At 66.2% G+C, this 24,582-nt stretch carries 22 protein-coding genes; 20 read left to right on the top strand and 2 right to left on the bottom strand.

Features of this window, described 5'->3' with window-relative positions:
• Window positions 1-113: 113 nt before the first annotated feature.
• A complete protein-coding gene (locus EDD25_RS03310) occupies window positions 114-1,145 on the top strand; it encodes a methylenetetrahydrofolate reductase (RefSeq protein WP_134172014.1) in 1,032 nt (343 codons plus the stop codon).
• Window positions 1,142-3,475: a 5-methyltetrahydropteroyltriglutamate--homocysteine S-methyltransferase gene (metE, locus tag EDD25_RS03305; protein ID WP_134172013.1), complete on the top strand. Its 2,334-nt coding sequence runs from the start codon at window positions 1,142-1,144 to the stop codon at window positions 3,473-3,475. Before EDD25_RS03310 ends, metE begins: the two co-directional genes overlap by 4 nt.
• A 75-nt stretch (window positions 3,476-3,550) precedes the next feature.
• Here metE and lexA read toward each other — a convergent pair whose 3' ends face one another.
• Complete coding sequence (gene lexA, locus EDD25_RS03300; RefSeq protein WP_134172012.1) at window positions 3,551-4,255, bottom strand: transcriptional repressor LexA; 705 nt, start codon at window positions 4,253-4,255, stop codon at window positions 3,551-3,553.
• Window positions 4,256-4,547: 292 nt separating this feature from the next.
• On the opposite strand from lexA, the gene EDD25_RS03295 reads away from it, so the two are divergent.
• The 8 genes from EDD25_RS03295 (at window position 4,548) to EDD25_RS03260 (ending at window position 14,537) form a co-directional block, all read left to right on the top strand.
• Window positions 4,548-4,946, top strand: a complete 399-nt coding sequence (locus tag EDD25_RS03295; protein WP_243834547.1) for a LysM peptidoglycan-binding domain-containing protein — start codon at window positions 4,548-4,550, stop codon at window positions 4,944-4,946.
• 83 nt (window positions 4,947-5,029) lie between these two features.
• Window positions 5,030-6,127, top strand: coding sequence for a histidinol-phosphate transaminase (locus EDD25_RS03290; RefSeq protein WP_134172010.1), 1,098 nt, complete (start codon window positions 5,030-5,032; stop codon window positions 6,125-6,127).
• A gap of 9 nt (window positions 6,128-6,136) precedes the next feature.
• Complete coding sequence (hisB, locus tag EDD25_RS03285) at window positions 6,137-6,760, top strand: imidazoleglycerol-phosphate dehydratase HisB (protein WP_134172009.1); 624 nt, start codon at window positions 6,137-6,139, stop codon at window positions 6,758-6,760.
• Window positions 6,757-7,389 carry an imidazole glycerol phosphate synthase subunit HisH gene (gene hisH / locus EDD25_RS03280; RefSeq protein WP_134172008.1) on the top strand — a complete coding sequence of 211 codons (633 nt, stop codon included), beginning with the start codon at window positions 6,757-6,759 and terminating at the stop codon, window positions 7,387-7,389. The genes hisB and hisH overlap by 4 nt, the downstream gene beginning before the upstream one ends.
• A gap of 66 nt (window positions 7,390-7,455) precedes the next feature.
• Window positions 7,456-8,202, top strand: a complete 747-nt coding sequence (priA, locus tag EDD25_RS03275) for a bifunctional 1-(5-phosphoribosyl)-5-((5-phosphoribosylamino)methylideneamino)imidazole-4-carboxamide isomerase/phosphoribosylanthranilate isomerase PriA (protein WP_134172007.1) — start codon at window positions 7,456-7,458, stop codon at window positions 8,200-8,202.
• The gene (locus EDD25_RS03270) at window positions 8,186-8,998 is read left to right on the top strand and encodes an SseB family protein (protein ID WP_134172006.1); all 813 of its coding nucleotides are present in this window, start codon (window positions 8,186-8,188) and stop codon (window positions 8,996-8,998) included. The genes priA and EDD25_RS03270 overlap by 17 nt, the downstream gene beginning before the upstream one ends.
• A gap of 174 nt (window positions 8,999-9,172) precedes the next feature.
• Window positions 9,173-13,765: an ATP-dependent helicase gene (locus EDD25_RS03265; protein WP_134172005.1), complete on the top strand. Its 4,593-nt coding sequence runs from the start codon at window positions 9,173-9,175 to the stop codon at window positions 13,763-13,765.
• Window positions 13,758-14,537 (top strand): DNA-formamidopyrimidine glycosylase family protein, encoded by a 780-nt coding sequence (locus tag EDD25_RS03260; RefSeq protein ID WP_134172004.1) that lies wholly within the window; start codon window positions 13,758-13,760, stop codon window positions 14,535-14,537. The genes EDD25_RS03265 and EDD25_RS03260 overlap by 8 nt, the downstream gene beginning before the upstream one ends.
• Window positions 14,538-14,600: 63 nt before the next feature.
• On the opposite strand, the gene EDD25_RS03255 is transcribed toward EDD25_RS03260, so the two are convergent.
• Window positions 14,601-14,948 (bottom strand): DUF1844 domain-containing protein, encoded by a 348-nt coding sequence (locus EDD25_RS03255; RefSeq protein WP_241986363.1) that lies wholly within the window; start codon window positions 14,946-14,948, stop codon window positions 14,601-14,603.
• Window positions 14,949-15,222: 274 nt separating this feature from the next.
• Between EDD25_RS03255 and infC the strand changes: the two genes are divergently transcribed.
• The 10 genes from infC to pheT all read left to right on the top strand — a co-directional run bounded on the left by infC (window position 15,223) and on the right by pheT (window position 24,535).
• Entirely contained in the window at window positions 15,223-15,849 is a 627-nt protein-coding gene (gene infC / locus EDD25_RS03250) for a translation initiation factor IF-3 (protein WP_134172002.1), read from the top strand.
• On the top strand, window positions 15,842-16,036 hold the full coding sequence (gene rpmI / locus EDD25_RS03245; protein WP_134172001.1) for a 50S ribosomal protein L35: 195 nt from the start codon (window positions 15,842-15,844) through the stop codon (window positions 16,034-16,036). The genes infC and rpmI overlap by 8 nt, the downstream gene beginning before the upstream one ends.
• A 39-nt stretch (window positions 16,037-16,075) precedes the next feature.
• On the top strand, window positions 16,076-16,465 hold the full coding sequence (rplT, locus tag EDD25_RS03240; protein WP_134172000.1) for a 50S ribosomal protein L20: 390 nt from the start codon (window positions 16,076-16,078) through the stop codon (window positions 16,463-16,465).
• 120 nt (window positions 16,466-16,585) lie between these two features.
• Window positions 16,586-17,386, top strand: a complete 801-nt coding sequence (locus tag EDD25_RS03235; protein WP_134171999.1) for a TrmH family RNA methyltransferase — start codon at window positions 16,586-16,588, stop codon at window positions 17,384-17,386.
• Window positions 17,387-17,509: 123 nt separating this feature from the next.
• Complete coding sequence (locus tag EDD25_RS03230) at window positions 17,510-18,298, top strand: amino acid ABC transporter ATP-binding protein (RefSeq protein ID WP_134171998.1); 789 nt, start codon at window positions 17,510-17,512, stop codon at window positions 18,296-18,298.
• Window positions 18,299-18,350: 52 nt separating this feature from the next.
• Window positions 18,351-19,220 (top strand): glutamate ABC transporter substrate-binding protein, encoded by an 870-nt coding sequence (locus tag EDD25_RS03225; RefSeq protein WP_134171997.1) that lies wholly within the window; start codon window positions 18,351-18,353, stop codon window positions 19,218-19,220.
• A 155-nt stretch (window positions 19,221-19,375) separates the two neighbouring features.
• Window positions 19,376-20,023: an amino acid ABC transporter permease gene (locus EDD25_RS03220; protein ID WP_134171996.1), complete on the top strand. Its 648-nt coding sequence runs from the start codon at window positions 19,376-19,378 to the stop codon at window positions 20,021-20,023.
• Window positions 20,020-20,931 (top strand): amino acid ABC transporter permease, encoded by a 912-nt coding sequence (locus EDD25_RS03215; protein WP_134171995.1) that lies wholly within the window; start codon window positions 20,020-20,022, stop codon window positions 20,929-20,931. Before EDD25_RS03220 ends, EDD25_RS03215 begins: the two co-directional genes overlap by 4 nt.
• A gap of 20 nt (window positions 20,932-20,951) precedes the next feature.
• Window positions 20,952-22,010 (top strand): phenylalanine--tRNA ligase subunit alpha, encoded by a 1,059-nt coding sequence (gene pheS, locus EDD25_RS03210; protein ID WP_241986364.1) that lies wholly within the window; start codon window positions 20,952-20,954, stop codon window positions 22,008-22,010.
• Window positions 22,010-24,535, top strand: coding sequence for a phenylalanine--tRNA ligase subunit beta (pheT, locus tag EDD25_RS03205; protein WP_134171994.1), 2,526 nt, complete (start codon window positions 22,010-22,012; stop codon window positions 24,533-24,535). Before pheS ends, pheT begins: the two co-directional genes overlap by 1 nt.
• The last annotated feature ends 47 nt before the right edge of the window (window positions 24,536-24,582 follow it).

Raw genomic sequence — 24,582 nt, 5'->3', positions numbered from 1 at the left:
GGCATGGAGCGACAGCCGAGCCCGGCACCCGCCCGCGAGTCACTGTCAGCTCCGCTGATGGTCCGCGGCCGCCCGGCCGCACTTTCCACCGCTTCTGCCGAATGAGGAACCCGATGACCGAGACGACGACATCGACACCGCGCACGACGCACGTGCCGTTCTCGTTTGAGCTGTATCCGCCGAAAACGGATGCCGCGGTATCCGCCCTGCACACAACAATCGACCACCTCGCGGCGGCCGGACCCGAGTTCCTCTCCGTGACCTACGGGGCCAACGGCTCGTCTCGTTCCTCATCGCTCGAGGTGCTGCGGTACATTCTCGAGCACACGACGGTGGACCCGATGGCGCACCTCACGTGCGTGGGATCCTCCAATGTCGAGGCCAGCGTGCTGATTCGGGAGTTTCTCGACGCGGGTGTGCGCAGTTTCCTCGCGCTGCGCGGCGACCCGCCGCAGGGGGTTGCCGAGGGAGAGACGTTCCTCGGCGACCTGCACAGCGCCGCCGAGCTCGTACAGCTGATTCACCGGGTGCAGGCCGAGCGCGTGCCCTACCGGGAGACGGTCATTCCCGGCCTGCCGGGCGCCCGCGGCGTGAAGACGGAGCGCGACAAGGTGCGCATTGCCGTGGCCGGGTTCCCCAATGGTCACCCACGGTCCCGCGCCACATCGCAGGACATCGACACGCTGCTGGCCAAGCAGGCCGCCGGCGCCAACCTCGGGATCACCCAGCTGTTCTTCCACGCCGACGACTACCTCACTTTCATCGAGCGGGCCCGCCGCGCCGGCGTCGAGTTTCCGATCCTGCCCGGGATCATGCCCGTCACGAGCCCCGGTCGGCTGCGGCGCATCCTCGAACTTTCCGGCGAGGAGTTGCCGTCGGACCTCGCCATCCAACTCGAGGTCGAACCGACCCCGGAAGGCCAGAGGGAGATCGGTATCGCGCATGCGACCCAGCTCGCGCAGCAGGTCCTCGACGGTGGCGCCCCTGGCCTGCACCTCTATGCCTTCAACCAGCACCCAACCGTGCTCGAGGTGCTGCACCGATGCGGCGCCCTCGACACCCGCAAACTTCACCCCGCTTCCACCCGTTCAGCTTCCAGCTATCCCGCCTTTTCGGTGGCCTATCCAGTCAGGAAATCAGCATGACAACCATCCCCGAATTCCCGTCCGGAACGATCCTCGGCTACCCGCGCATTGGGCGCCGTCGTGAGCTCAAGAAGGCCGTCGAGGCCTTCTGGAGCGGCGCGACCAGTGCCGACGAACTCGAGGGCACTGCCGCCGGCCTGCGCTCAAGCACCCGAGAGCGTCTGGCTTCCCTCGGCCTGGGACGCACCGATTCATCGATCCCGGAGTCCTTCTCGTTCTACGACCAGGTGTTGGATGCCGCAGTAACCGTCGGGGCGGTGCCCTCACGCTTCGCGTCGCTCGTGGGCGCTGACGGTCGAATCGACCTCGCCGGCTACTTCACCCTGGCCCGCGGGGAGGGCGACAAGCTGCCCCTTGAGATGACCAAATGGTTTGACTCGAACTACCACTACCTCGTGCCGGAGATCGGACCGGAAACGGTCTTCTCGCTCGCGAGTGACCGAATTGTGCGCGAATTCGAGGAGGCTCGGGCGGCTGGGTTCACCACCCGGCCCGTTATTGTGGGCCCCATCACGTTCCTACTGCTGAGCAAGCCGAGCGACGAAGCGCCGGTGGGCTTCCAGCCCCTGTCGCGCCTGGATGATCTCGTGCCCGTCTACGCTGAGCTCCTCGGCCGCCTCGCCGCAGCCGGAGCCGAGTGGGTGCAGCTGGATGAGCCCGGCCTCGTGAGCGAAAGCATCGACGTGCCTCGCGCAGAAACGCTCGGAGCGCTTGCCGCGACGTACGCGACCCTCGGACAGCTGGACCGCCGCCCGGCCATCTTCGTGGCCGCTCCCTACGGCAGCCTCGACGATGCACTTCCCGTTCTCGCCGGCACCTCGGTGGAGGCCATCGGCATCGACCTCGTACGCGGAGCCGTACCGGCGTCGACGCCGGGGCTCTCCACCAAGGTGCTCGTGGCCGGCGTGGTCGACGGGCACAACATCTGGAGGGGCGACCTTCGGAACGCCCTCACCCGCGCCGAGGCGCTGCGTGAGCTGTCCCCGTCGGTGACCATCGCGACGTCGACATCGTTGCTCCACGTGCCGCACGACGTGACGGACGAGTCATCGCTCGGTGCGGACCTCACGAGCTGGCTCGCCTTTGCCGACCAGAAGGTCGCCCAGGTGGCTGTTTTGGCTCGCGGGCTCTTCGACGGTCCCGCAGCGATTGAACCCGAACTGGCCGCTGCCGCTGCTGCTCTGGAATCTCGCCAGGCGGCACCGGGAGTGCGCGACGGCGCGGTGCGCGTGCGTACGGGCGCCCTCAGCGCCGCCGACTTCTCTCGCGGTGACTACGTCGATCGGCTCGCGGCCCAGGAAGAGGCGCTCGGCCTGCCGCTGCTACCGACCACCACGATCGGATCCTTCCCCCAGACCGGTGAGATCCGGCGCGCACGTGCCCAGCTGCTCAAGGGCTCGCTTACCGAGGCCGAGTACCGTGCGCTCATGCAGGCCGAAATCGCTCGGGTTGTGGCGCTGCAGGAGGAGATCGGACTTGACGTTCTCGTGCACGGCGAACCCGAGCGCAACGATATGGTGCAGTACTTCGCCGAAAACCTCGACGGCTTCGCCGTCACCGAGAACGGGTGGGTACAGTCCTATGGCAGCCGGTGCACCCGACCGTCCATTCTGTGGGGCGACGTGTCCCGGCCGCGGGCGATCACCGTGGACTGGTCCGTGTACACACAGAGCCTCACGACGAAGCCGGTCAAGGGCATGCTCACCGGCCCGGTGACGATCCTCGCCTGGTCATTCGTTCGCGACGACCAGCCCCTGGGCGAGACCGCCCGTCAGGTGGCGCTCGCGTTGCGCGATGAGATCGGCGACCTCGAGGCTGCCGGTATCGGCATCGTGCAGGTTGACGAGCCGGCACTGCGGGAGCTACTGCCGCTCAAGAAGGAGCAGCAGCCGGACTACCTCGACTGGTCGGTCGGATCCTTCCGGCTGGCGACGGCCGGCGTCGCGGACGCCACCCAGATCCACACTCACCTCTGCTACTCGGAGTTCGGTGTCGTCATCGACGCGATTGCGAACCTCGACGCCGACGTGACGAGCATCGAGGCCGCGCGCTCGCGCATGGAGGTGGTGCACGACATCGAGGCCGGTGGCTTCGACCACGGCATCGGGCCGGGAGTATGGGACATCCACTCCCCGCGGGTTCCGAGTGTCACCGAACTCACGGAACTGCTCGAAACCGCACTCGGCTCGATCCCGGCGCGACAGGTCTGGGTGAACCCCGACTGCGGTCTCAAGACCCGCGGGTATGCCGAGACGGTCGATTCGCTCAAGAACATGCTCGAAGCGACCCGGATCGTTCGCGAACGAATCGTCGCTGCCGTACTGGCCTAGCCGAAACAACAGACGCCGCGCGGGGAGCTGCACATACCGTGCTTCTCGCCGCGCGGCGTCGTGTGTGTGTCGTAGCTATACGGATCGGAGAACGGCCACGACCTTGCCGAGGATCTCGGCGAAGTCGCCAACGATGGGCTCGAAGTTGGAGTTGCGGGGGAGAAGCCAGGTGTGGCCGTCCCGCTGCCGGAAGACCTTGACGGTGGCCTCATTGTCGAGCATGGCGGCGACGATCTCGCCGTTCTCGGCCGTTTTCTGCTGACGGATGACGACCCAGTCCCCGTCGCAGATGGCCGCGTCGATCATCGACTCGCCGATGACCTTGAGCATGAAGAGCTCTCCCTTGCCCACGAGCTGCCGGGGGAGAGGGAAGATCTCGTCAATCTGTTGCTCGGCCGTGATGGGAACGCCGGCAGCGATACGCCCGACGAGCGGAACCATGGCCGCGTCGCCGATCTGGGCGGGGCTCGCCGAGCCCTCGCCCTCGCGCACGACGGTGTCCTCTGCCGATCGGGGAACTTCGATCAGTACCTCAAGCGCCCGGGGGCGGTTGGGGTCGCGGCGCAGATAGCCGCTCAGCTCAAGCTGGTTGAGCTGATGGGTGACGCTCGATAGGGAAGCAAGTCCCACCGCGTCGCCGATCTCTCGCATGCTTGGCGGATACCCACGCTGGCTGACCGAGCGTTGGATCACGTCAAGGATGGCGAGCTGGCGGTCACTCAGGCTCTTGCGTCGCCTGGTGCCGCCCTTGTCGCGGGAACCGCTGGTGTCTTTCGTCACGCTTTCGCTCCTCGAGTCGGTCCCGCCTGGGCCTGATGGCTGTGAGACGGGAATGTCGGTGGTGTCTGGTTGAGTTCGGAATGAACAATTTCTCTATCGAAACTTTATCCAGTTTGCGCAGCCAAGACAAACATCTATTCGAGGGTGTCGCGAACTATTTGGGTAGATTGCAAGCGAAAGGGTTGATTGTTCGAATATTCGAAGTTATATTCGGAACATAGTTTCGCATTCGTCCCTCCCGGCCGAGAGTCGGATGCGGAACTCGCCGAATTAGATCACCCGGAGGTTCGACATGAGGGCAGTAGACATCAGCACCGTACACATGACCACGGCACCTGGCAATGCGGCAACAGCGGCCAACACCCGATTTCGACTGACCCGGCGCGGACGAATCGTCCTCACCACGATCGCGGCGACCCCACTGGTTGTCGCGGCAATCATGCTGGCACTGAACGGAGGAATCGCCGAGGCGACAACGCCCGGTGCCGCTTCGAGCGCTGTCCTGCACGCGGAACTCGTGTCATTCCGGTACGTCACCGTGGCCCCGGGCCAAACCCTGTGGAACCTCGCCGAGTCGATCGCCCCCAGCGCAGACCCCCGAGATGTCATTGTCGACATCATCGATCTCAACCAGTTGCAGGGTGATTCCGTGCAGCCCGGTCAGCGTCTCACCCTGCCCGCCGGCTACTGACGGAGGCCAACCCCCGCGCGCGTACTCCGCTCCGAGAACCTGCGGGTTGGGGGAGAGGCCCCGGGTCGCCGTAGCATTGACGGGTGACCAGCCTCAATGATCTTCCCCTGCGCGCTGACCTTCGCGGTCAAATCCCCTATGGAGCTCCGCAACTGCACGTGCCGGTAGCCCTCAACGTGAATGAGAATACGCACCCGATACCGGAGCCCGTGGCTCTGGACATTGTGCGCGCCCTGGCTCAGGCGGTTCTCACCGTGAACCGGTATCCCGACCGTGAGTTCACCGAGCTCCGGGATCGACTCGCCGCATACCTCGGCCACGAACTGACCCGGGAGAACATCTGGGCGGCCAACGGCTCCAACGAGGTGCTGCAGCAGGTGCTGCAGGCGTTCGGCGGCCCCGGCCGGTCCGTACTGGGGTTTGCCCCCACCTACTCTATGTACTCCATTCTCGCCTCGGGCACGGGAACTGAGTGGATCGAGGGCGACCGCGATGCCGATTTTCACCTGTCACCAGAGACTGCGGCGGACTGGGTAACGCGCACAAACCCCGACCTCGTGTTTCTGTGTTCCCCCAACAACCCAACGGGCACGAGCTTGTCCCTCGACACGATCACCGCTGTCTATGAGGCGAGCCGCGGGATCGTTGTTGTAGACGAGGCCTACGCCGAGTTCGAGCCGGACGGCACTCCGAGCGCCGTTGCGCTGCTTCCGGGGCGCGAACGCCTGCTTGTCTCTCGCACAATGAGCAAGGCCTTCGCCTTCGCCGGCGCCCGGGTGGGCTACCTCGCCGCCGACCCCGCCGTGACAGACGCCCTGCGCCTCGTTCGCTTGCCGTACCACCTGTCGGCCTTCACCCAGGCGGCCGCCAACGCGGCGCTGGCCCACTCCGAGGAGATGCTGGCCATGGTGGACGAAATTCGCGGTCAGCGGGACCGTCTGGTGGTCGAACTCGCGCGTCTGGGCTACTCCCCGTACGAGAGCGGGAGCAACTTCGTGCTCTTTGGCGGCGTACCGGATCCGCACGCCATCTTCGAGGCGCTGCTGGCCGAGGGAATCCTCATCCGCGACGTTGGGATCGCCGGCCACCTGCGTGTCACGGCCGGTACCCGCACCGAGACGACGGCGTTCCTCGAGGCGCTTGAGCGCCTCGGTCGACCGGCTTCGTCCGCAGGCGAATAAACTAGGCTCATGAGCTCATCTTCAACGCCGGTTGCACCGCGCGTCGCCCACCTGCAACGCGAGACCAGCGAATCAAGTATCGAGCTGTCGATCAACCTGGACGGAACCGGGGTGAGTGACATTCAGACGACCGTACCGTTCTACGACCACCTGCTCACGGCGTTCTCGAAGCACTCCCTCACCGACCTTACGGTGCGCGCTCATGGCGATACCGAGATCGACGTGCACCACACGGTCGAAGACATTGGGATTGTGCTCGGCCAAGCCATCAAGCAGGCGCTCGGCGACAAGTCCGGCATCTCCCGTTACGGTGACGCCGTGGTTCCGCTCGACGAGGCACTCGTGCAGGCCGTCGTGGACATCTCCGGTCGGCCGTACCTCGTGCACGGTGGAGAACCCGCTGGATTCGAGTTCCACCTCATCGGCGGGCACTTCACCGGTTCTATGGTGCGTCACGTCTTTGAGGCCATCACCTTCAACGCCGGACTGACCGTACACGTGCGAGTTCTGGGCGGTCGGGATGCGCACCACATTGCGGAGGCAGAATTCAAGGCCTTCGCTCGTGCCTTCCGTCTCGCCAAGGCGTTTGACCCGCTCGTGAGCGGTATCCCCTCCACGAAGGGCGCCCTGTGACCTCTGTTGTGGTCTTCGACTACGGAACCGGCAACGTGCACTCCGCCGTCAAGGCGCTGGAACTTGCCGGCGCCGACGTGACACTCACCCACGACCGGAAGGCTGCCCTGGAGGCCGATGGCCTCGTTGTTCCGGGTGTTGGTGCGTTCAGCGCGGTCATGGCGGCGCTCACCTCCGTGCGTGGTGACGAGATCATTGACCGGCGCGTCGCCGGAGGACGACCCGTGCTGGGCATCTGTGTGGGAATGCAGGTGCTCTTCGAGCACGGAGTGGAGCGTGGTGTCGATACCGAGGGCCTCGGGGAATGGCCGGGAACGGTGACGGAGCTTCCCGCGCCGGTCTTGCCGCACATGGGCTGGAACACCGTGTCCCCCGACCCCGATTCCGTACTGTTTCGGGGTATCGAGGAGGAGCGGTTCTACTTCGTTCACTCCTACGCCGCGCAGTCGTGGACGCTCGAGGTTCAGCCCCCGTTTCCACAGCCGCGCCTGACCTGGGCCGAGCATGGTGGGCCCTTTCTCGCCGCCGTTGAAAACGGGCCGCTCTCGGCCACGCAGTTCCATCCGGAAAAATCCGGGGAGGCTGGCATTCACCTGCTAAAAAACTGGCTGGCAACCCTGCGCCACTAGCGCATCACCCCACATTATTGTGTTCAAGTCGGCCGTCTCAGCGGCCATGTGAATTAGAGGAAACTAATGAGTGAGTTCAACACCACCCCGCGTCTCGTTCTGTTGCCGGCCGTCGACGTCGCCGATGGCAAGGCCGTGCGTTTGACGCAGGGGCGGGCCGGCACCGAGACCAGCTATGGCACCCCCGAAGACGCTGCAGCGGACTGGGTGCGCCAGGGAGCCGAGTGGATTCACCTCGTGGACCTCGACGCAGCCTTCGGCCGTGGAAACAACACGGGCGTCATCAAGAAGGTCATTCGGCAGGTCAAGGACGTGAATATTGAGCTGTCCGGCGGAATTCGCGACGACGAGTCGCTCGAGGCGGCGCTCAACACGGGCGTGAAGCGCATCAACCTCGGCACTGCCGCGCTCGAAAACCCCGCGTGGGCAGCGAACGTCATCGCGCAGTACGGCGAGGCCGTCGCGGTGGGACTCGACGTGCGCGGAACCACCCTGTCGGCCCGCGGCTGGACGAAGGATGGCGGCGACCTGTGGGAGGTCCTTGAGCGCCTCGAAACTGCCGGATGCGCCCGCTACGTCGTGACCGACGTCACCAAGGACGGCACCTTGCAGGGACCCAACATTGACCTGCTGCGCCAGATCCTCGACAAGACCCGCAAACCCGTCATCGCCTCCGGGGGAGTGTCGAGCCTCGACGACCTGATTGCCCTGCGGGAACTCGTGCCGCTCGGCCTGGAGGGGGCCATCGTCGGTAAGGCGCTGTATGCGGGAGCCTTCACCCTCGCCGAGGCGCTGGATGTCTCGGGCTCGTAACCTCGGTTCCACCGGTTCATCGTCCGGGCCGACCATCGGCGGCAACACGGCCGACTCCGCCGGGCAGCCCTGGGCGGGGCGGGACTTCGAGCCGAACATGAGCGCCGACGACGACGGGCTCGCTCCGGCGCCGCTCATCGAGGCGGTGCGTCGATTCCACGCGCGTGAAGCGGGCGAGGAGGGCGTCATCGACGCGATCCGTACCTCGCGGTTGCTGATCCCCCTCGTCACCGCGCTTGGCGAGTCCGGCACCAACGACGACGGCGTGACGATCGACAAGACGCAGGAGTTGTCGATCATCACCGTGGCCGGGCCCGACGGACGAAACGTGTTGCCGGCGTTCACCTCCGCGGCGGCCATGTCGGCCTGGAACCCCGAGGCCCGCCCGGTTCCCGCCGACGGGGTTCGGGTTGCCCTCGCCGCGGCGCAGGAGAACACCGACGTCGTTGTTCTCGACCCGATGGCGCCGACGGAATTCGTCATTCGCCGCCCGGCCCTGTGGTCGATTGCGCAAGCACTGCCCTGGACGCCGAGTTACGCGAGCGCGCAGGTGCGAGCAGCCTTCGACGCCACGGTCGCCACCGAGCTCTCCGTGCTCGGCCTCGAGCTCGTCGCCGGAGACCCGCACGGCCGGTTGAGCGGACCCGAACTCATCGTGCGCCTTGAGCTCGTTGTCGGCCTGACCCAGCCGGAACTCGACGCTACCCTGGCTCGCCTCGCCGCACGCTGGGCCGCGAGCGACGTGATCGCCACCGGGGTGGATTCCCTCACGGTGCAGCTCGTCGCCTCCGAGTAGCCCGTCCCCGGCATCCACTCGCCGCCGACATAGCCCGCGTGGTTGCTCGTTCAGGAGATCCCGGCTGCTGCGGCTCGCGCGCCGGCGTGTTGGCGCGGGGGCGGGGCGTTCGCGTGTGCGTTTCTCCTGAAGTAGCAACGAGCGGATGTCGGTGCGGCGCGCGACAATAGACCCATGACGGTGCTGGATCGCTTTTCGCCCGCAACCCGGGCGTGGTTCGACGCCGCATTCGCGGCGCCCACCGCGGCGCAGCTCGGTGCCTGGGAGGCCATCTCCGGAGGTTCCCATGCCCTCGTCGTCGCGCCAACGGGCTCGGGCAAGACGCTGGCCGCATTTTTGTGGGCTATCGACCGGCTCGCCCTCGCACCCCCGCCCGGCGCCGCGGTGGAACCCGCCTCCACCCGCGTGCTCTACATCTCACCGCTCAAGGCCCTCGGCGTCGATGTGGAACGCAACCTGCGTGCACCCCTCGTGGGCATCACCCGGGCGGCGGAACGCCTGAGCCTTTCGGTGCCGCAGGTGAGCGTGGGGGTGCGTTCGGGTGACACCCCCGCCGCCGAACGCCGACACCTCGTCAAAACGCCCCCCGACATTCTCATCACCACGCCGGAGTCGCTTTTTCTGCTGCTCACGAGCGCGGCACGTGAGTCCCTGCGCGGGGTGCACACCGTCATCATTGATGAGGTGCACGCCGTGGCGGCCAGCAAGCGTGGCGCCCACCTCGCCGTGTCCCTCGAGCGCCTCGACGCGCTGCTGGCCAAGCCGGCCCAGCGCATCGGCCTCTCGGCCACCGTGCGCCCGCATAGCGAGGTGGCCCGATTCCTCGGCGGAAGCGCCCCGGTGCGCATCGTCGCGTCGGCCTCACCGAAACGGTTCGACCTGCGCGTTGTCGTGCCCGTCGAGGACATGAGCCAGTTGGGACCGGTGGTGCCGCGCGAAGGATCCACCGCAGCGTCGTCGGCCCAGACCGGGTCAATCTGGCCGCACGTCGAGGAGGCCATCGTCGACGAGGTGCTCGCGCACTCCTCGTCAATCGTGTTCGCCAACTCTCGGCGACTCACCGAACGTCTCACCGCCCGGTTCAACGAGATCTACACCGATCGGCTCGCGGCAGCCGATGACGCCGGGGGACTGGATGCGCCACTCGGTACCGAGGCATCCGCCGCCCGCACGAGGCCACCGGCCGAACTGCTCGGAGCGAGCGGCCAGACCACCGGCGCCGACGCCGTGCTCGCCAGGGCCCACCACGGATCGGTCAGCAAAGAACAGCGAGCGCTCATCGAAGACGACCTGAAGTCCGGGCGGCTGCGGTGCGTCGTGGCCACCTCGACCCTCGAGCTCGGTATCGACATGGGCGCCGTCGACCTCGTGGTGCAGGTGGAATCGCCGCCGTCGGTGGCCAGTGCGCTTCAACGGGTGGGGCGGGCCGGGCACCAGGTGGGGGAGATCTCCCGCGGAGTGATCTATCCCAAGCACCGGGCAGACCTTATTCACGCTGCCGTCACCGCGGAGCGGATGCTCACCGGCCAGATCGAAGCCCTGCGCATTCCCGCCAATCCGCTGGACATCCTGGCCCAGCAGACGGTGGCCGCCGTGGCACTCGATGAGATCGACGTGGAGGAGTGGTTCGAGACCATTCGCCGCAGCGCCCCGTTCGCGAGCCTGCCCCGCTCCCTGTACGAGGCCACCCTCGACCTGCTCGCCGGGCGGTACCCGTCCGACCGGTTCGCCGAACTGCGCCCGCGCATCATCTGGGACCGGGTGGCCGGCACCCTCACCGGGCGACCCGGCGCACAACGGCTCGCCGTGACCAGCGGCGGAACCATTCCCGACCGTGGCCTGTTCGGTGTCTTCATGGTGGGCGGCGACGAGGTGGGCAGCAAGCGAGTCGGCGAACTCGACGAGGAGATGGTCTACGAGTCGCGCGTGGGCGACGTCTTCGCGCTCGGCACCACCAGCTGGCGCATCCAGGAGATCACCCACGACCGCGTGCTGGTGCTGCCGGCGTTTGGGGAACCTGGCCGACTGCCGTTCTGGAAGGGTGATGGCCAGGGCCGCCCCGCCGAACTCGGCGAAGCGATCGGTGTCTTCGTGCGCGAGGTGTCCGCATTCTCCGGGCCCCAGGCCCGCGAGCGGTGCGCCGCCGCCGGCCTGGGAGAGCAGGCGATCACCAACCTGCTGGCCTTCCTGAACGAGCAACGGTCCGCCACCCGCTATCTGCCGACGGACCGAACCCTGGTCGTGGAGCGGTTCACCGACGAGCTGGGCGACTGGCGCGTCATCCTGCATTCCCCGTACGGCATGCAGGTGCATGCGCCCTGGGCCCTTGCCGTGGGCGCCCGGGTGCGGGATCTCTTCGGGCTTGACGGCAACTGTGTCGCGAGCGATGACGGCATCGTCGTGCGCATTCCCGACACGGGAGTCGAGCCGCCTGGCGCGGAACTCTTCGTCTTCGAACCCGACGAGCTGCAGGAGATCGTCACGGAGCAGGTGGCCGGGTCTGCCCTCTTCGCGGCGCGGTTTCGCGAATGCGCCGCACGCGCGCTGCTGCTGCCGCGCTACAACCCCGGCTCGCGTTCGCCGCTGTGGCAGCAACGGCAGAAGGCAGCGCAACTGCTCGACGTGGCCCGGGAACACCCGACGTTCCCGATCATCCTCGAGACCATACGCGAGTGCCTGCAAGACGTCTATGACCTGCCGGCCCTGGCGCGACTGGCCACACAGATCGAATCCCGCTCGATTCGTCTGATGGAGGTGCAAACGGATGCCGCGAGCCCGTTCGCGAGCACCCTGCTGTTCGGCTACGTGGCGGCGTTCATGTACGAGGGCGACACTCCCCTCGCCGAGCGGCGCGCGACGGCCCTGTCCATCGACTCCAGCCTGCTCGCGGAGCTGCTCGGTCGGGTCGAACTGCGCGAGCTCCTCGACCCAGCGGTGATCGCCGCGACCGACCGGGAGCTGCAGCGACTCGCTCCCGATCGGCAGGCGCTCGGACTCGAGGGCATTTTTGACCTCCTCCGCGGGCTCGGCCCCCTCACCCTCGACGAGTTCGGCCCCCGATTGTCGGAGGGCGCCCCGGCCGACTGGGTCGCTCACCTCGGGGCCCTCGTCGACGCCAAACGGGCCGTGCGCACGAGCTTCGCCGGCCGCGACTGGTGGGCGGTGATCGAAGACGCCAGTCGATTGCGTGACGCGCTCGGCGTCCCGCTCCCGCTGGGCATTCCGCGGGTCTTCAGCGAGTCCGTCGCCGACCCGCTCGGCGACCTGGTGAGCCGCTACGCCCGCACGCACGGACCGTTCACGACGGAGGCGGCGGCGGACCGCTTCGGACTCGGTACCGCGGTCATGCAGCAGGCGCTGCGACGACTCGCCGATTCCCGGCGCATCGTGGAGGGCGAGTTTCGGCCGAACGGCACCGGCAGCGAATGGTGTGACGCCGAGGTACTGCGGCGACTGCGTCGACGCTCGCTCGCGGCACTCCGACACGAGGTCGAACCCGTTGATCAGGTGACAATGGCCCGTTTTCTCCCGCAATGGCAACACGTGGGCGGACGGCTGCGCGGAGTTGACGGCGTTGCCTCCGTTATTGAACAACTCGAGGGCGCCCGCATACCGGCCTCGGCGTGGGAATCGCTCATCCTGCCGGCGCGGATAGACGGGTACCTGCCCGGGATGCTCGACGAACTGACGAATGCGGGGGAGGTGATCTGGGCGGGGGCAGGATCCCTCGCCGGGAACGACGGTTGGATCAGCCTGCACCTGGCGGACACGGCACCGCTGACCCTGCCCCCAGCGCTCGACCGCGACCTGACCGAGCAGCAACAGCACGTGCTGGCGACCCTGGGTGGCGGAGGCGGGTATTTCTTCCGCCAACTCTCCGACGCGGTGGGCAACAAGGTGGACTCCGACCTCGTGGACGCCCTGTGGGATCTGGTCTGGGCCGGGCTGATCAGTAACGACACGTTCGCTCCGATGCGATCCCGCCTGAACGGCGGACGAACGTCGCACAAACCCAGCCGCTCGGCCCCGCGCGCCCACATGCACCGCGGTCGGTCGGTGCCGCGATCGGCCCTCCCGACCCGTGGCGGACCGCCGACGGTGTCCGGTCGGTGGTCGATCCTGCCGCTCGCCGACTCCGTTGCGACTCGGCGCGCCCACGCCCTCGGCGAAACCCTCCTCGAACGCTACGGGGTCGTCACCCGAGGTGCGGTGCAGGCGGAGGGCGTTGTCGGCGGCTTCGCCCTCGTCTACCGCACGCTCAGCGGTTTTGAGGAGACCGGACGCTGCCGGCGCGGGTATTTCGTTGACGGTCTCGGCGCCGCCCAGTTCGCGGGAGGGGGAACCATTGACCGGCTGCGGTCCTTCGCTGCCGCGGCCGAGGGCGCCGGGCCGCGACGCCCGATGGCCCACACGCTCGCCGCCACCGATCCGGCCAACCCGTACGGCGCCGTGGTGCCGTGGCCGCCGCTCGCGGAAGGTACCGGGCACCGTCCCGCACGCAAGTCTGGCGCCATCGTCGTGCTCGTGGACGGTGAGCTCGTGCTCTACATCGAGCGGGGCGGCAAGACCGTGCTGTCGTATTCGTCGGAGGCTGCACCGCTGGCTGCCGCCGCGGCGAGCCTGGCCACCGTGGTGAAGGCCGGAAGGATCGACAAGCTGGCGGTGGAGACCGTCAACGGAGCCTTCGTGATCGGCACGCCCGTCGGTGAGCAGCTCCAGAGGGCCGGTTTCACCCTCACCCCCAAGGGGCTGAGGCTCAGTGCCTGAGGGAGACACCGTTTACCGCGAGGCGCGGTCGCTGGGTGACGCCCTGCGGGGGAGTGTTCTCACCCGCTGCGACATCCGGGTTCCTCAATGGGCCACCATCGACCTGACGGGGGAGACAGTGCAGGAGATCGCCAGTCGCGGCAAACATCTACTGATCCGCACCGACAGCGTGAGCGTGCACTCCCACTTGAAGATGGAAGGGTCGTGGCACCTGTACCGCCACGGCACTGCGTGGCAGCGGCCGGCGTTTCAGGCCAGGATCGTGCTTGAAACACTCGACTGCGCGGCCGCGGGGTTCGACCTCGGCGTGCTCGAGCTGATGCCGCGCACGGCAGAGGTGCCGGCGCTCGGGTACCTGGGACCGGACCTGCTCGGCGCCGACTGGGACGCTGGCGAAGCGGTGCGGCGCCTGGCCGTCCGGCCTGACGTGCCGGTAGCCGTGGCACTGGCGGACCAGCGGAACCTCGCCGGCCTCGGCAACGTCTACGTGAACGAACTGTGCTTCCTGCGCGGCATCCTGCCGACCAGGTTGATCGGTGAGGTGACAGATCTTCCCGCGCTCGTGGGACTGGCCCATCGACTGATCAATGCCAATCGAGACCGGGTCGAACGCACGACGACGGGCAATACCCGGCGGGGCGCCCGGCTGTGGGTCCACTCGCGACACGGGCAGGCCTGCCGCCGGTGCGGCACACGACTCGTCCGATCGAAAATCGGTCGCAGCGAACTCGAGCTGCGCGACGTCTTCTGGTGCCCCCGCTGCCAGACGTGAACGGGAATCCGCGATGCGGCAGCACCCACCAGGCCATCCGGCGGTGGGCGCTGCGTGCGGGAGCTAGTTGACGGGGCCGGTGTACTTTTCGCCCGGTCCCTCGCCGATGGGGTCGGGAATGGTGGATGCCTCGCGGAACGCGAGCTGAACGGAACGCAGGCCGTCGCGCAGACTGCGAGCGTGCATGTCGGAGATTTCAGGTGCGGCCGCCGTCACGAGGCCGGCGAGGGCGGTGATGAGTTTGCGGGCCTCGTCCAGGTCGGTCTGTGCGATCGGGTCATCGGCCAGTCCGCACTTCACTGCCGCTGCGCTCAGGAGGTGCACGGCCGCGGTGGTAATGATCTCCACCGCTCCGACATCCGCGATGTCCCGCGTTGCTTGGGCGGTTTCTTCGTCGTAATTGGTACTCACTGCCATCCTCTGCTAGAGTTACGTCGGTTCCGAGACATTAGTCTCGGTGCGAAAGTGGAGAATCTCCCACCCGCGCTTGACCGCTTCATAAAGGTTACCGGGTAGTTTGCACTCCGTCGTCGTCCGCTGGTTTCCAGGGGGTGAAGGCAGCCAGGGTGCCGTGTGGTTGGACGAGCAAATATGCTCGAAAAAACGCTCGTGATTTTCCTCTCTTCGTCCCAGTCGACATCCGTCGCCTGGCTGTAACCACGAAGTTAATCAGGAGGAGAGACGCATCAGCGATCCCCGTACAAATGACCGTATTCGCGTCCCCGAAGTTCGTCTCGTTGGTCCCAACGGCGAGCAGGTAGGGGTCGTGGCCATTGATGTTGCCCTGCGACTGGCCCAGGACGCCGACCTCGACCTCGTCGAAGTTGCCCCTGAAGCTAAGCCTCCCGTGGCGAAGATCATGGACTACGGCAAGTTCAAGTACGAGGCTGCGCAGAAGGCTAAAGAAGCCAGGCGCAACCAGGCGAACACGATCCTCAAAGAGGTTCGTTTCCGTCTCAAGATTGATGTACACGACTACGAGACCAAGCGCAAACGCGCCGAAGGCTTCCTGAAGGCCGGCGACAAGGTCAAGGCCATGATCTTGTTCCGTGGTCGTGAACAGTCCCGCCCCGACCAGGGTGTGCGACTGCTCAGAAAATTTGCCGAGGATGTATCCGAGTTCGGTTCCGTGGAATCAACTCCGACCATTGACGGACGAAACATGGTCATGGTCATCGGACCTCTGAAGAACAAGTCAGAGGCCAAGGCGGAGACTAACGCACATAAGGCTGCTGAAAAGGCAGACAAGGTTGCCGATAAGGCAGACAAGGTTGCCGATAAGGCAGCGAAACTGGAGGAAAAAGATGCCTAAGATGAAGACTCACTCTGGCACGAAGAAGCGTTTCAAGGTCACCGGAAGCGGCAAGCTCATGAAGCAGCAGGCTGGCATGCGACACAACCTTGAGGTTAAGAGCACGAAGCGCAAGGCTCGCCTCAACAAGGACCAGCCCGTGGCCAAGTCGGACACCAAGGTCATCAAGAAGCTTCTCGGTCTCTAAGCAACCGACGACCGCACACACTTTTAAGGAACCGGAAAAATGGCAAGAGTCAAGAGGGCTGTAAACGCCCACAAGAGCCGTCGCGTAATTCTCGAGCGCGCCAAGGGCTACCGCGGCCAGCGCTCGCGTCTGGTAACCAAGGCCAAGGAGCAGCTCACTCACTCCTTCACCTACAACTACCGCGACCGCCGTGCACGCAAGGGTGACTTCCGTCGCCTGTGGATCCAGCGCATCAACGCTGCATCGCGCGCCAACGGCCTCACGTACAACCGTCTGATCCAGGGCCTCGGCCTTGCTGGCATCGTGGTTGACCGTCGTATGCTCGCTGAGCTGGCCGTCAACGAGCCCGCCACCTTCGCGGCCCTCGTTGAGTCCGCCAAGGACGCCCTTCCCGCCGACACGTCGGCACCGAAGGTCGCAGCAGCGTAGTTAGATCACCAGTTTCGCTGGAACAGCAGCGTAGGTAGAACAGCGAAAAGGGAGTGGCCGCGAAAGCGGCCACTCCCTTTTTCTGCATTCGCTCACGTTTTCTGCAAGTAGGCTTGATGCATGCTTGATAACCCACGTTCACCGCGCGTTAGAGCCGTCGCGAAACTTGCGAAGCGCGATGCGCGCACGGAGTTGGGGCTGTTCCTTCTCGAAGGTCCGCAGGCCGTCTCCGAGGCCCTCACGTTCCGTCCAGAGCTCGTCGTGGAGCTGTACGCCACGCCGACAGCCCTCGAACGCTACACCGATATTGCCGAATCCGCCGTCGCCGCTGGCGTTGAGGTGGAGTTCGTCTCCGAAGAAGTGCTCGACGCCATGGCTGACACGGTCACGCCCCAGGGCTTCGTCGCTGTGTGCCACCAGTTCCCCACCTCGGTCAAAAAGATTTTCAACGCCGAGCCGAAACTTGTCGTCATCCTCGAAGAGGTTCGCGACCCGGGTAACGCCGGCACGATCATTCGCGCCGCGGATGCGGCCGGTGCCGACGCCGTGATCCTCTGCGGCCGCAGCGTGGACCTCTACAACCCCAAGGTGATTCGGTCCTCCACTGGCTCGATCTTCCACCTGCCCGTCGCCATCGCCGCGAGCCTCGAAGACGTGCGCGATCGTGTTCGCTCGTCCGGGCTGCAGCTTCTTGCCGCCGACATCAAGGGCGACGACCTGCTCGCCGCCCGCAACGAGGGCGTGCTCGCCGCGCCGACGGCGTGGCTGTTCGGCAACGAGGCCCGCGGTCTCAGTGATGAGGACCTCGCCAAGGCGGACCGGGCCATCAGCGTTCCCATCTATGGTCACGCCGAGTCCATGAATCTCGCCACCGCGGCATCCGTATGCCTGTACGAGAGCGCTTTCGCGCAGCGCAGCTAATCCGTCGGGATAAAGTCCTGTTCCCACCCGTTAAACCCGCCCCCGGCGGTGCCGACTGTTACGAATCGGTTACCGTCGGGGGTTTGGCGCGCCACGGCACGAGTTTTGTTCTAGGTTGGTTGTATGGAGCCTACAAACGTCACGCCGGCCACGTCAAACATCACGGTCCGTCGCGGCGAACCGTTGGTCGTCGTCAAAGACATCAACAAGCACTATGGAGAACTGCATGTTCTCAAGAACATCAACGCAACGGTCAACCGCGGCGAGGTCGTCGTCGTGATCGGACCGAGTGGTTCGGGTAAGTCGACTCTCTGCCGGGCGATCAACCGTCTCGAAACCATTGACGATGGGGTCATCACCATCGATGGGGTCAAACTGGCCGAGGAGGGCAAGGCTCTCGCCCATCTGCGCGCGGATGTGGGAATGGTGTTCCAGGCCTTTAACCTGTTCGCCCACAAGACCGTGCTCGATAACGTCACACTCGGACCGATCAAGGTGCGCGGCATGAAGAAGGCCGATGCCGAGAAGAGGGCCATGGCCCTGCTCGACCGCGTCGGAGTGGCCAACCAGGCCAAGAAGATGCCCGCGCAGCTGTCCGGTGGTCAGCAACAGCGGGTCGCCATTGCACGCGCCCTGGCCATGGATCCGAAAGTCATCCTGCTCGACGAACCGACCAGCGCGCTCGACCCGGAAATGATCAATGAGGTACTCGAGGTCATGATCGACCTCGCCAACGACGGAATGACCATGATCGTCGTCACGCACGAGATGGGCTTCGCCCGCAAGGCTGCCGACCGCGTGATCTTCATGTCGGAGGGCGAGATCGTGGAGGAGGCCACTCCCGAGCAGTTCTTCACCAATCCCCAAAGCACGAGAGCGCAAGACTTCCTCTCCAAAATACTTGCCCACTAAAACGGTGAGCAAGCCCCACACAGCAGCAACACCAGCAATCAGGAGAAGAACCATGAGACTCAAAAAAGGTCTAGTGATTTCGGCCATTGCCATCAGCGCGCTCGTCCTCAGCGGCTGCAGCGACTCTGGCGCACCGTCCGCGGATGCGCCGCCCGTAGCTGACGCCACAGACTTCGAAGCCGGTACCACGATGGCGAAACTGGCCGAAGCCGGAAGCATCAACATCGGCACCAAGTTCGACCAGCCGCTGTTCGGCCTCCGTGGACCCGACGGCAAGCCCGTCGGCTTCGACGTGGAAATGGGCAAGATCATCGCGTCCAAGCTCGGCATCCCGGCCAGCGGTATCAATTGGAGCGAGACCGTCTCCGCCAACCGCGAACCGTTCATCGAAAACGGCGAGGTTGACCTCGTGATCGCGACGTACACGATCAACGATACCCGCAAGGAGGTCGTGTCCTTCGCCGGACCGTATTACTCGGCCGGCCAGGATCTGCTCGTACTCGAGGGCAACCCGGACAACATCACCGGTCCCGAGGACCTTGCCGGCAAGAAGGTGTGCACCGTGAGCGGTTCCACCTCGGAGAAGAACGTCGCCGCGTACACGACGGACGTCATCGCGACGGACACGTACTCCAACTGCCTCGGCCCGCTGCGCAGCGGCGAGGTTGCCGCCGTCACCACAGACAACGTGATCCTGGCCGGCCTCGCCGACCAGAACCCCGGTGAATTCGAAGTTGTCAACAACGCGTTCACCGAAGAGCCCTACGGCATCGGTCTCGCGCACGACGACACCGAGTTCCGCAACTTCATCAACGACGTGCTCGAAGAGTCCTACGACGATGGCAGCTGGGTCAAGGCCTGGGAGTCCACCGCGGGCTCCGTGCTCGACACCCCGACCCCTCCGGCCATCGACCGCTACTAGGTCGACTGTCCCCGTCGGAAACCCGCACTACCCGCAGTAATCCACGCAGCCGCAGTGGCCCGCCCGACGGACGGGTCGCTGCGGTGACGCGGCCCAGCATGTTCCACGTACCCCCCTGCCCCACCCGCAGACAGACAAAGAAGAGGAGGTGAGTTGTGGACGCAGTCATCGACAACCTGCCGCTGTTCCTGGAAGGCTTCCGGAACACCCTGGGCCTGCTCGCTATCGCCGGCGTCGGCGCATCATTTCTCGGCCTGATCGTCGCCGCCATGCGCATCTCACCGATCGCATCGTTCCGCCTGTTCGCCACGGTCTACACGGAGCTCGTGCGCAACACGCCGCTCACACTCGTGCTGTTCTTCTGCGCATTTTTGCTGCCGTTCCTGCAGTTCACCCCGGGGTATTTCCAGCTGGCGGCCATCGGTCTCACGGTTTACACCTCCCCGTTCGTCGCCGAGGCACTGCGGTCCGGCGTCAACGGTGTGCACGTGGGACAGGCCGAAGCGGCACGGAGCGTGGGTCTCACCTTCGGCCAGACGCTCTCGTTCGTGGTCATGCCCCAGGCCATCCGCATGGTGGTTCCCCCGCTGATCAACGTGTTCATCGCCCTGACCAAGAACACGTCGGTGGCCGGTGCCTTCTTCGTCTTCGAACTGTTCGGGGCGGCCCGCAGGGTGACCAATGACCGCGGCGACGCCACCATCGCCATCCTGCTCGCCGTCGCGGCGTTCTACCTCATCATCACCATTCCTCTGGGCATCTTCGCCGGCAGGATCGAGAAGAAGGTCGCGGTGCTCCGATGAGTTCTGTCCTGTATGACGCCCCCGGGCCGAAGTCCCGGGCGCGCTCGCGCCTTCTCTCCATCGTCGGAGCGCTCATAATCGCCGGCGGCCTGGTCGCCCTGATCGTGGTGCTGGGCCTGCCCAAGGCGAGCGCCAACGGCGCGGTGCAGCCCGGCCTGTGGGACATCAGCCGCTGGGATGTCTTCAACGACCTGCTGGTCTGGCGCACCCTCGGCCTGGGGGCTCTGGCGACGCTGCGCATGGCTGCTGTCGCCGCCGCGTTGGCGCTCGTGCTCGGCGTAGTGTTCTCGTTCGGGCGTGCGTCGGAAACTGCCTGGATCCGCCTGCCGACCACCGTGGTGCTCGAATTCTTCCGCGGCATGCCGGTGCTGCTGATGATGCTGTTCATCCTGCTGGTGTTTGGCACCGGCTCGTTCTGGGCCGGCGTCGCCGCCCTCTCCGTGTACAACGGCGCCATCATCGGCGAAGCCCTCCGTGCCGGCATCAACGCCCTTCCGCGCGGCCAGCGTGAAGCCGGGCTCGCCATCGGTCTCACTCCCGTCGCTACCCGGTTCCGGATCGAGTTCCCCCAGGCGTTCCGACAGATGCTGCCGATCATCATCGCCCAATTGGTGGTGCTGCTCAAGGACACCTCTCTGGCCTTCGTCGTGGGCTACAACGAACTGCTTCGCTCTGGACTGAACAATCTCGGCGGCTTCTTCGGTAACCAGTACCAGTTCTCGTTTTTCTTCATCGTGCTGGCCATCTACCTGACCATGAACCTGTCGCTGTCCTGGGTGGCGCGCAGAATTGCCAAGCGCACCGGCCCGCAGGCGGGCAAGCTGATCCAGCCGGACGAGACACCATCGGTCGACCCAGACGTGGTCGGTCCGCATGCGACGGGGGCACAGAGCCGAAGCGGGGTCTGAGGCCGCTAAACTCAGGAACTGTGTCTGAATTTTCTGGTCCCATTGACCCGCCCGCCATTACCGAAGAGGCGGTGAGCGCTGCGGTTGACGCAGCCCTCACCGCCATTTGCGTGTCCGAAACCTCCGCAGACCTCAAGGCCGTGCGAGCCGAGCATGTGGGGGAGTTTTCCCCCCTTGCCAGGCTCAACGCCCTGATGCGCACGGTGCCGGGAGATCAGAAGGCCGTCGCGGGCAAACTCCTCGGCCAGGCCAAGGGTCGTGTCTCTGCGGCGTTCACGGCGCGGGAGACCGCGATCGGCGAGGCCGAGGCGACCGCCCAGCTCGCCGCCGAAACCGTGGACGTGACCGCCGCGGCGTCAGCCTGGAAGCCGGGGGCGCGGCATCCGATCTCGCTGCTGACCGAACGGGCCTCCGACGTGTTCGTGGCCATGGGCTGGGAAGTGGCCGAGGGACCGGAGCTCGAGAGCGAATGGTTCAACTTCGACGGGCTCAACTTCGACGAGGATCACCCCGCCCGGGCGATGCAGGACACCTTCTTCGTCGAGCCGACAGATGCCCACCTGGTGCTCCGCACCCAGACCTCGCCCGTGCAGCTGCGGGCGCTGCTCTCCCGTGAGCTGCCCGTGTATGTCGTGGCGCCCGGGCGTGTGTTCCGCACCGACGAACTCGACGCGACGCACACGCCCGTGTTCCACCAGATCGAGGGCATCGCCATCGACACGGGCCTCACGATGGCTCACCTGCGCGGGACACTCGACCACTTCGTGCAGGCATTGTTCGGCCCGGAGGCCAAGGTGCGTCTGCGCCCCAACTACTTTCCGTTCACCGAGCCGAGCGCCGAGCTCGACGTGTGGCATCCCACGTTCAAAGATGGCGCGCGCTGGATCGAGTGGGGCGGCTGCGGCATGGTGCACGCGAACGTGCTGCGCGCGGCCGGGATCGACCCGGAGGTCTATTCCGGGTTCGCGTTCGGCGTTGGCGTGGAGCGAGCTTTGATGTTTAGAAATGATGTAAAGGACATGCACGACATGGTCGAGGGCGATACCCGGTTCAGCCAGCAGTATGGGATGACCATCTGATGCGCGTACCACTGAGCTGGCTGGGCGAATTCGTCGACCTTGCCGCAGGAACCACGCCCGAAGATGTGCACGCCGCCCTCGTGAGCGTGGGCCTCGAAGAGGAAGATATTCACCGCTTTGAGCTGTCCGGCCCGATCGTCGTTGGCGAGGTTCTCGAGTTCGTCGGGGAACCGCAGAAGAACGGCAAGATCATCAACTGGTGCCAGGTGCGCGTCGCCGCCGATGGCGAACTCGCGGCCGATGGCGGACCCGCCGTTCACGGCATCGTTTGCGGAGCACACAACTTCGCGGTCGGCGACAAGGTTGTCGTGACGCTGCCCGGCGCGGTACTGCCCGGCCCGTTCCCCATTGCCCCGCGCCAGACCTACGGCCACGTGTCCGACGGCATGATCGCCTCGGCTCGCGAACTCGGGCTTGGCGACGAGCACGACGGAATCCTGCTCCTGGCGTCGCTCGGGCTTGACGCCCCGGTCGGTACCGACGCGGTTGCACTGCTGGGACTCGACGACTCGGCCGTTGAGGTCAATGTCACCCCCGACCGCGGTTACGCGTTCTCGATCCGCGGCATTGCCCGCGAATACGCGCACGCGACGGGAGCCACGTTCCGCGACCCGGCACTCACGACCGCGTCGTTCTCCCCGTCTACGGTCTTCCCCGTTGCCATTGACGATCAGGCCCCGATTCGTGGCCGCATCGGTTGCACGGTCTTCACCACCCGCGCCGTGCGAGGCATCGACCCGACCCGGCCCACTCCGGCCTGGATGGTGTCTCGGCTTGGGCTGGCCGGCATCCGTTCGATTTCGCTCATCGTGGACGTGACCAACTACGTCATGGTCGAACTCGGCCAGCCGCTGCACGGCTACGACCTGGACAAGCTCACCGACGGCATTGTCGTGCGCCGGGCTGAAGCCGGCGAGAAGATCACGACTCTCGACGGCTCCGTGCGCACGCTCGTGCGGGAAGACCTGCTGATCACCGACGGATCCGGACCGATCGGCCTCGCCGGTGTCATGGGCGGTGCCACGACCGAAATCGGCTCCACCAGCGTCAACGTGCTCGTCGAAGCCGCGAACTTCGACCCGGTATCGATCGCGCGATCCGCTCGCCGCCACAAGCTGCCGAGCGAGGCGTCCAGGCGCTTCGAACGCGGCGTCGACCCCGCCGTCGCCTCCGTGGCTGCGGCTCGGGTCGTGCAACTGCTCGTGGATCTCGCCGGGGGAGTGGCCGACGGACTCGGGTCCACTCACGACGTCAGTCGGGTGCCCGTGCCGATCCACCTGCCTACCGGCTTCATCTCCGGACTCATCGGCCTTGAGTACACCGGCGACGAGGTGCGCAACTCGCTGCTGGAGATCGGAACGACACTCGAGGAGGTGGACGGCGACCTCGCGGTCACCCCGCCCACCTGGCGCCCCGACCTCACCGACAAGTGGACGCTCGCCGAGGAGGTTGCCCGCATCGTCGGGTACGACCGCATCCCCTCCGTGCTGCCCGTCGCGCCCCCCGGTCGCGGATTCACCCGCGCGCAGACCTTGCGCCGCTCCGTGTCGCAGACGCTGGCCGCGACCGGCCATACCGAGGTGCTCGCGTACCCGTTCCTGGCGGCCACGGCCAACACCACGTTCAATGGCACGGACGTTGCGCAGGTGCGCGTGGCCAACCCCATGGACGGGGCGGCACCGTTCCTGCGCACCACCCTGCTTCCGGGGCTGCTGCATGTTGCGCACCGCAATCGTTCACGCGGCCTCGTCGATGTGTCCCTGTTCGAACAGGGACTCGTCTTCCAGCCCGAGGCCGGCGTGACCTACGGCACCCCCACGGTGCCGCCCGGTGGCGCCCTGCCGAGCGCCGAGCAGATCGCCGCACTCAACGACGGCATCCCGAAGCAGCCGCTGCACGTGGGCCTCGTGCTCGTGGGCGCCACGCGTCGGCACCAGCCCGGCCTTCCGGCCGTGGCCGCCGGGTGGCAGGACGCCCTCACCGCCGTCGCGCAGGTTTCGCTCGCCACCGGCGTGCAGATCAACGTGCGTCAGGGAGCGCGCCCGGCCATGCACCCCGGTCGTACGGCCGAGCTCACCGTGACCACCGAGACCGGCGAGGTCGTCGTCGGCTACGCGGGGGAGTTGCTGCCCACCGTCGCCAAGGACTACGACCTGCCGTCCGTCGTGGCCGTCGCCGAGATCAACCTTGACGCCGTCATCAACCAGGCGGACACCGTGGTGTCGGCGAGCATCATCCACACCAAGCCCGCCGCCACGCAGGACCTCTCGCTCGTCGTGGCGGATTCGGTGCCTGCCGGCGAACTCCGTGCGGCCATCGTGGAGGGTGCCGGCGCCCTGCTCGAACGCATCGAACTCGTGGATGACTACCGCGGAACGGGCATCGAGCCCGGTCAGAAGTCACTCACGTTCGCGCTGCGCTTCCGCGCGCCGGATCGAACGCTCACCGCGGCCGAGGCGAGCGACGCGCGTCTGGCCGGCGTGGCGCTGGCATCCGTTCGCTTCGGGGCGACCCTGCGCGAGTAACCCGACGCCCGCGGCACTCGGTAGGCCCCGCGGCACTAGTTGGGACG

This window comes from Cryobacterium psychrophilum (assembly GCF_004365915.1).
Lineage (GTDB): Bacteria > Actinomycetota > Actinomycetes > Actinomycetales > Microbacteriaceae > Cryobacterium > Cryobacterium psychrophilum.
Note: the sequence above shows the minus strand (reverse complement) of the source record. Positions and strands in the feature narration are given on the sequence as shown.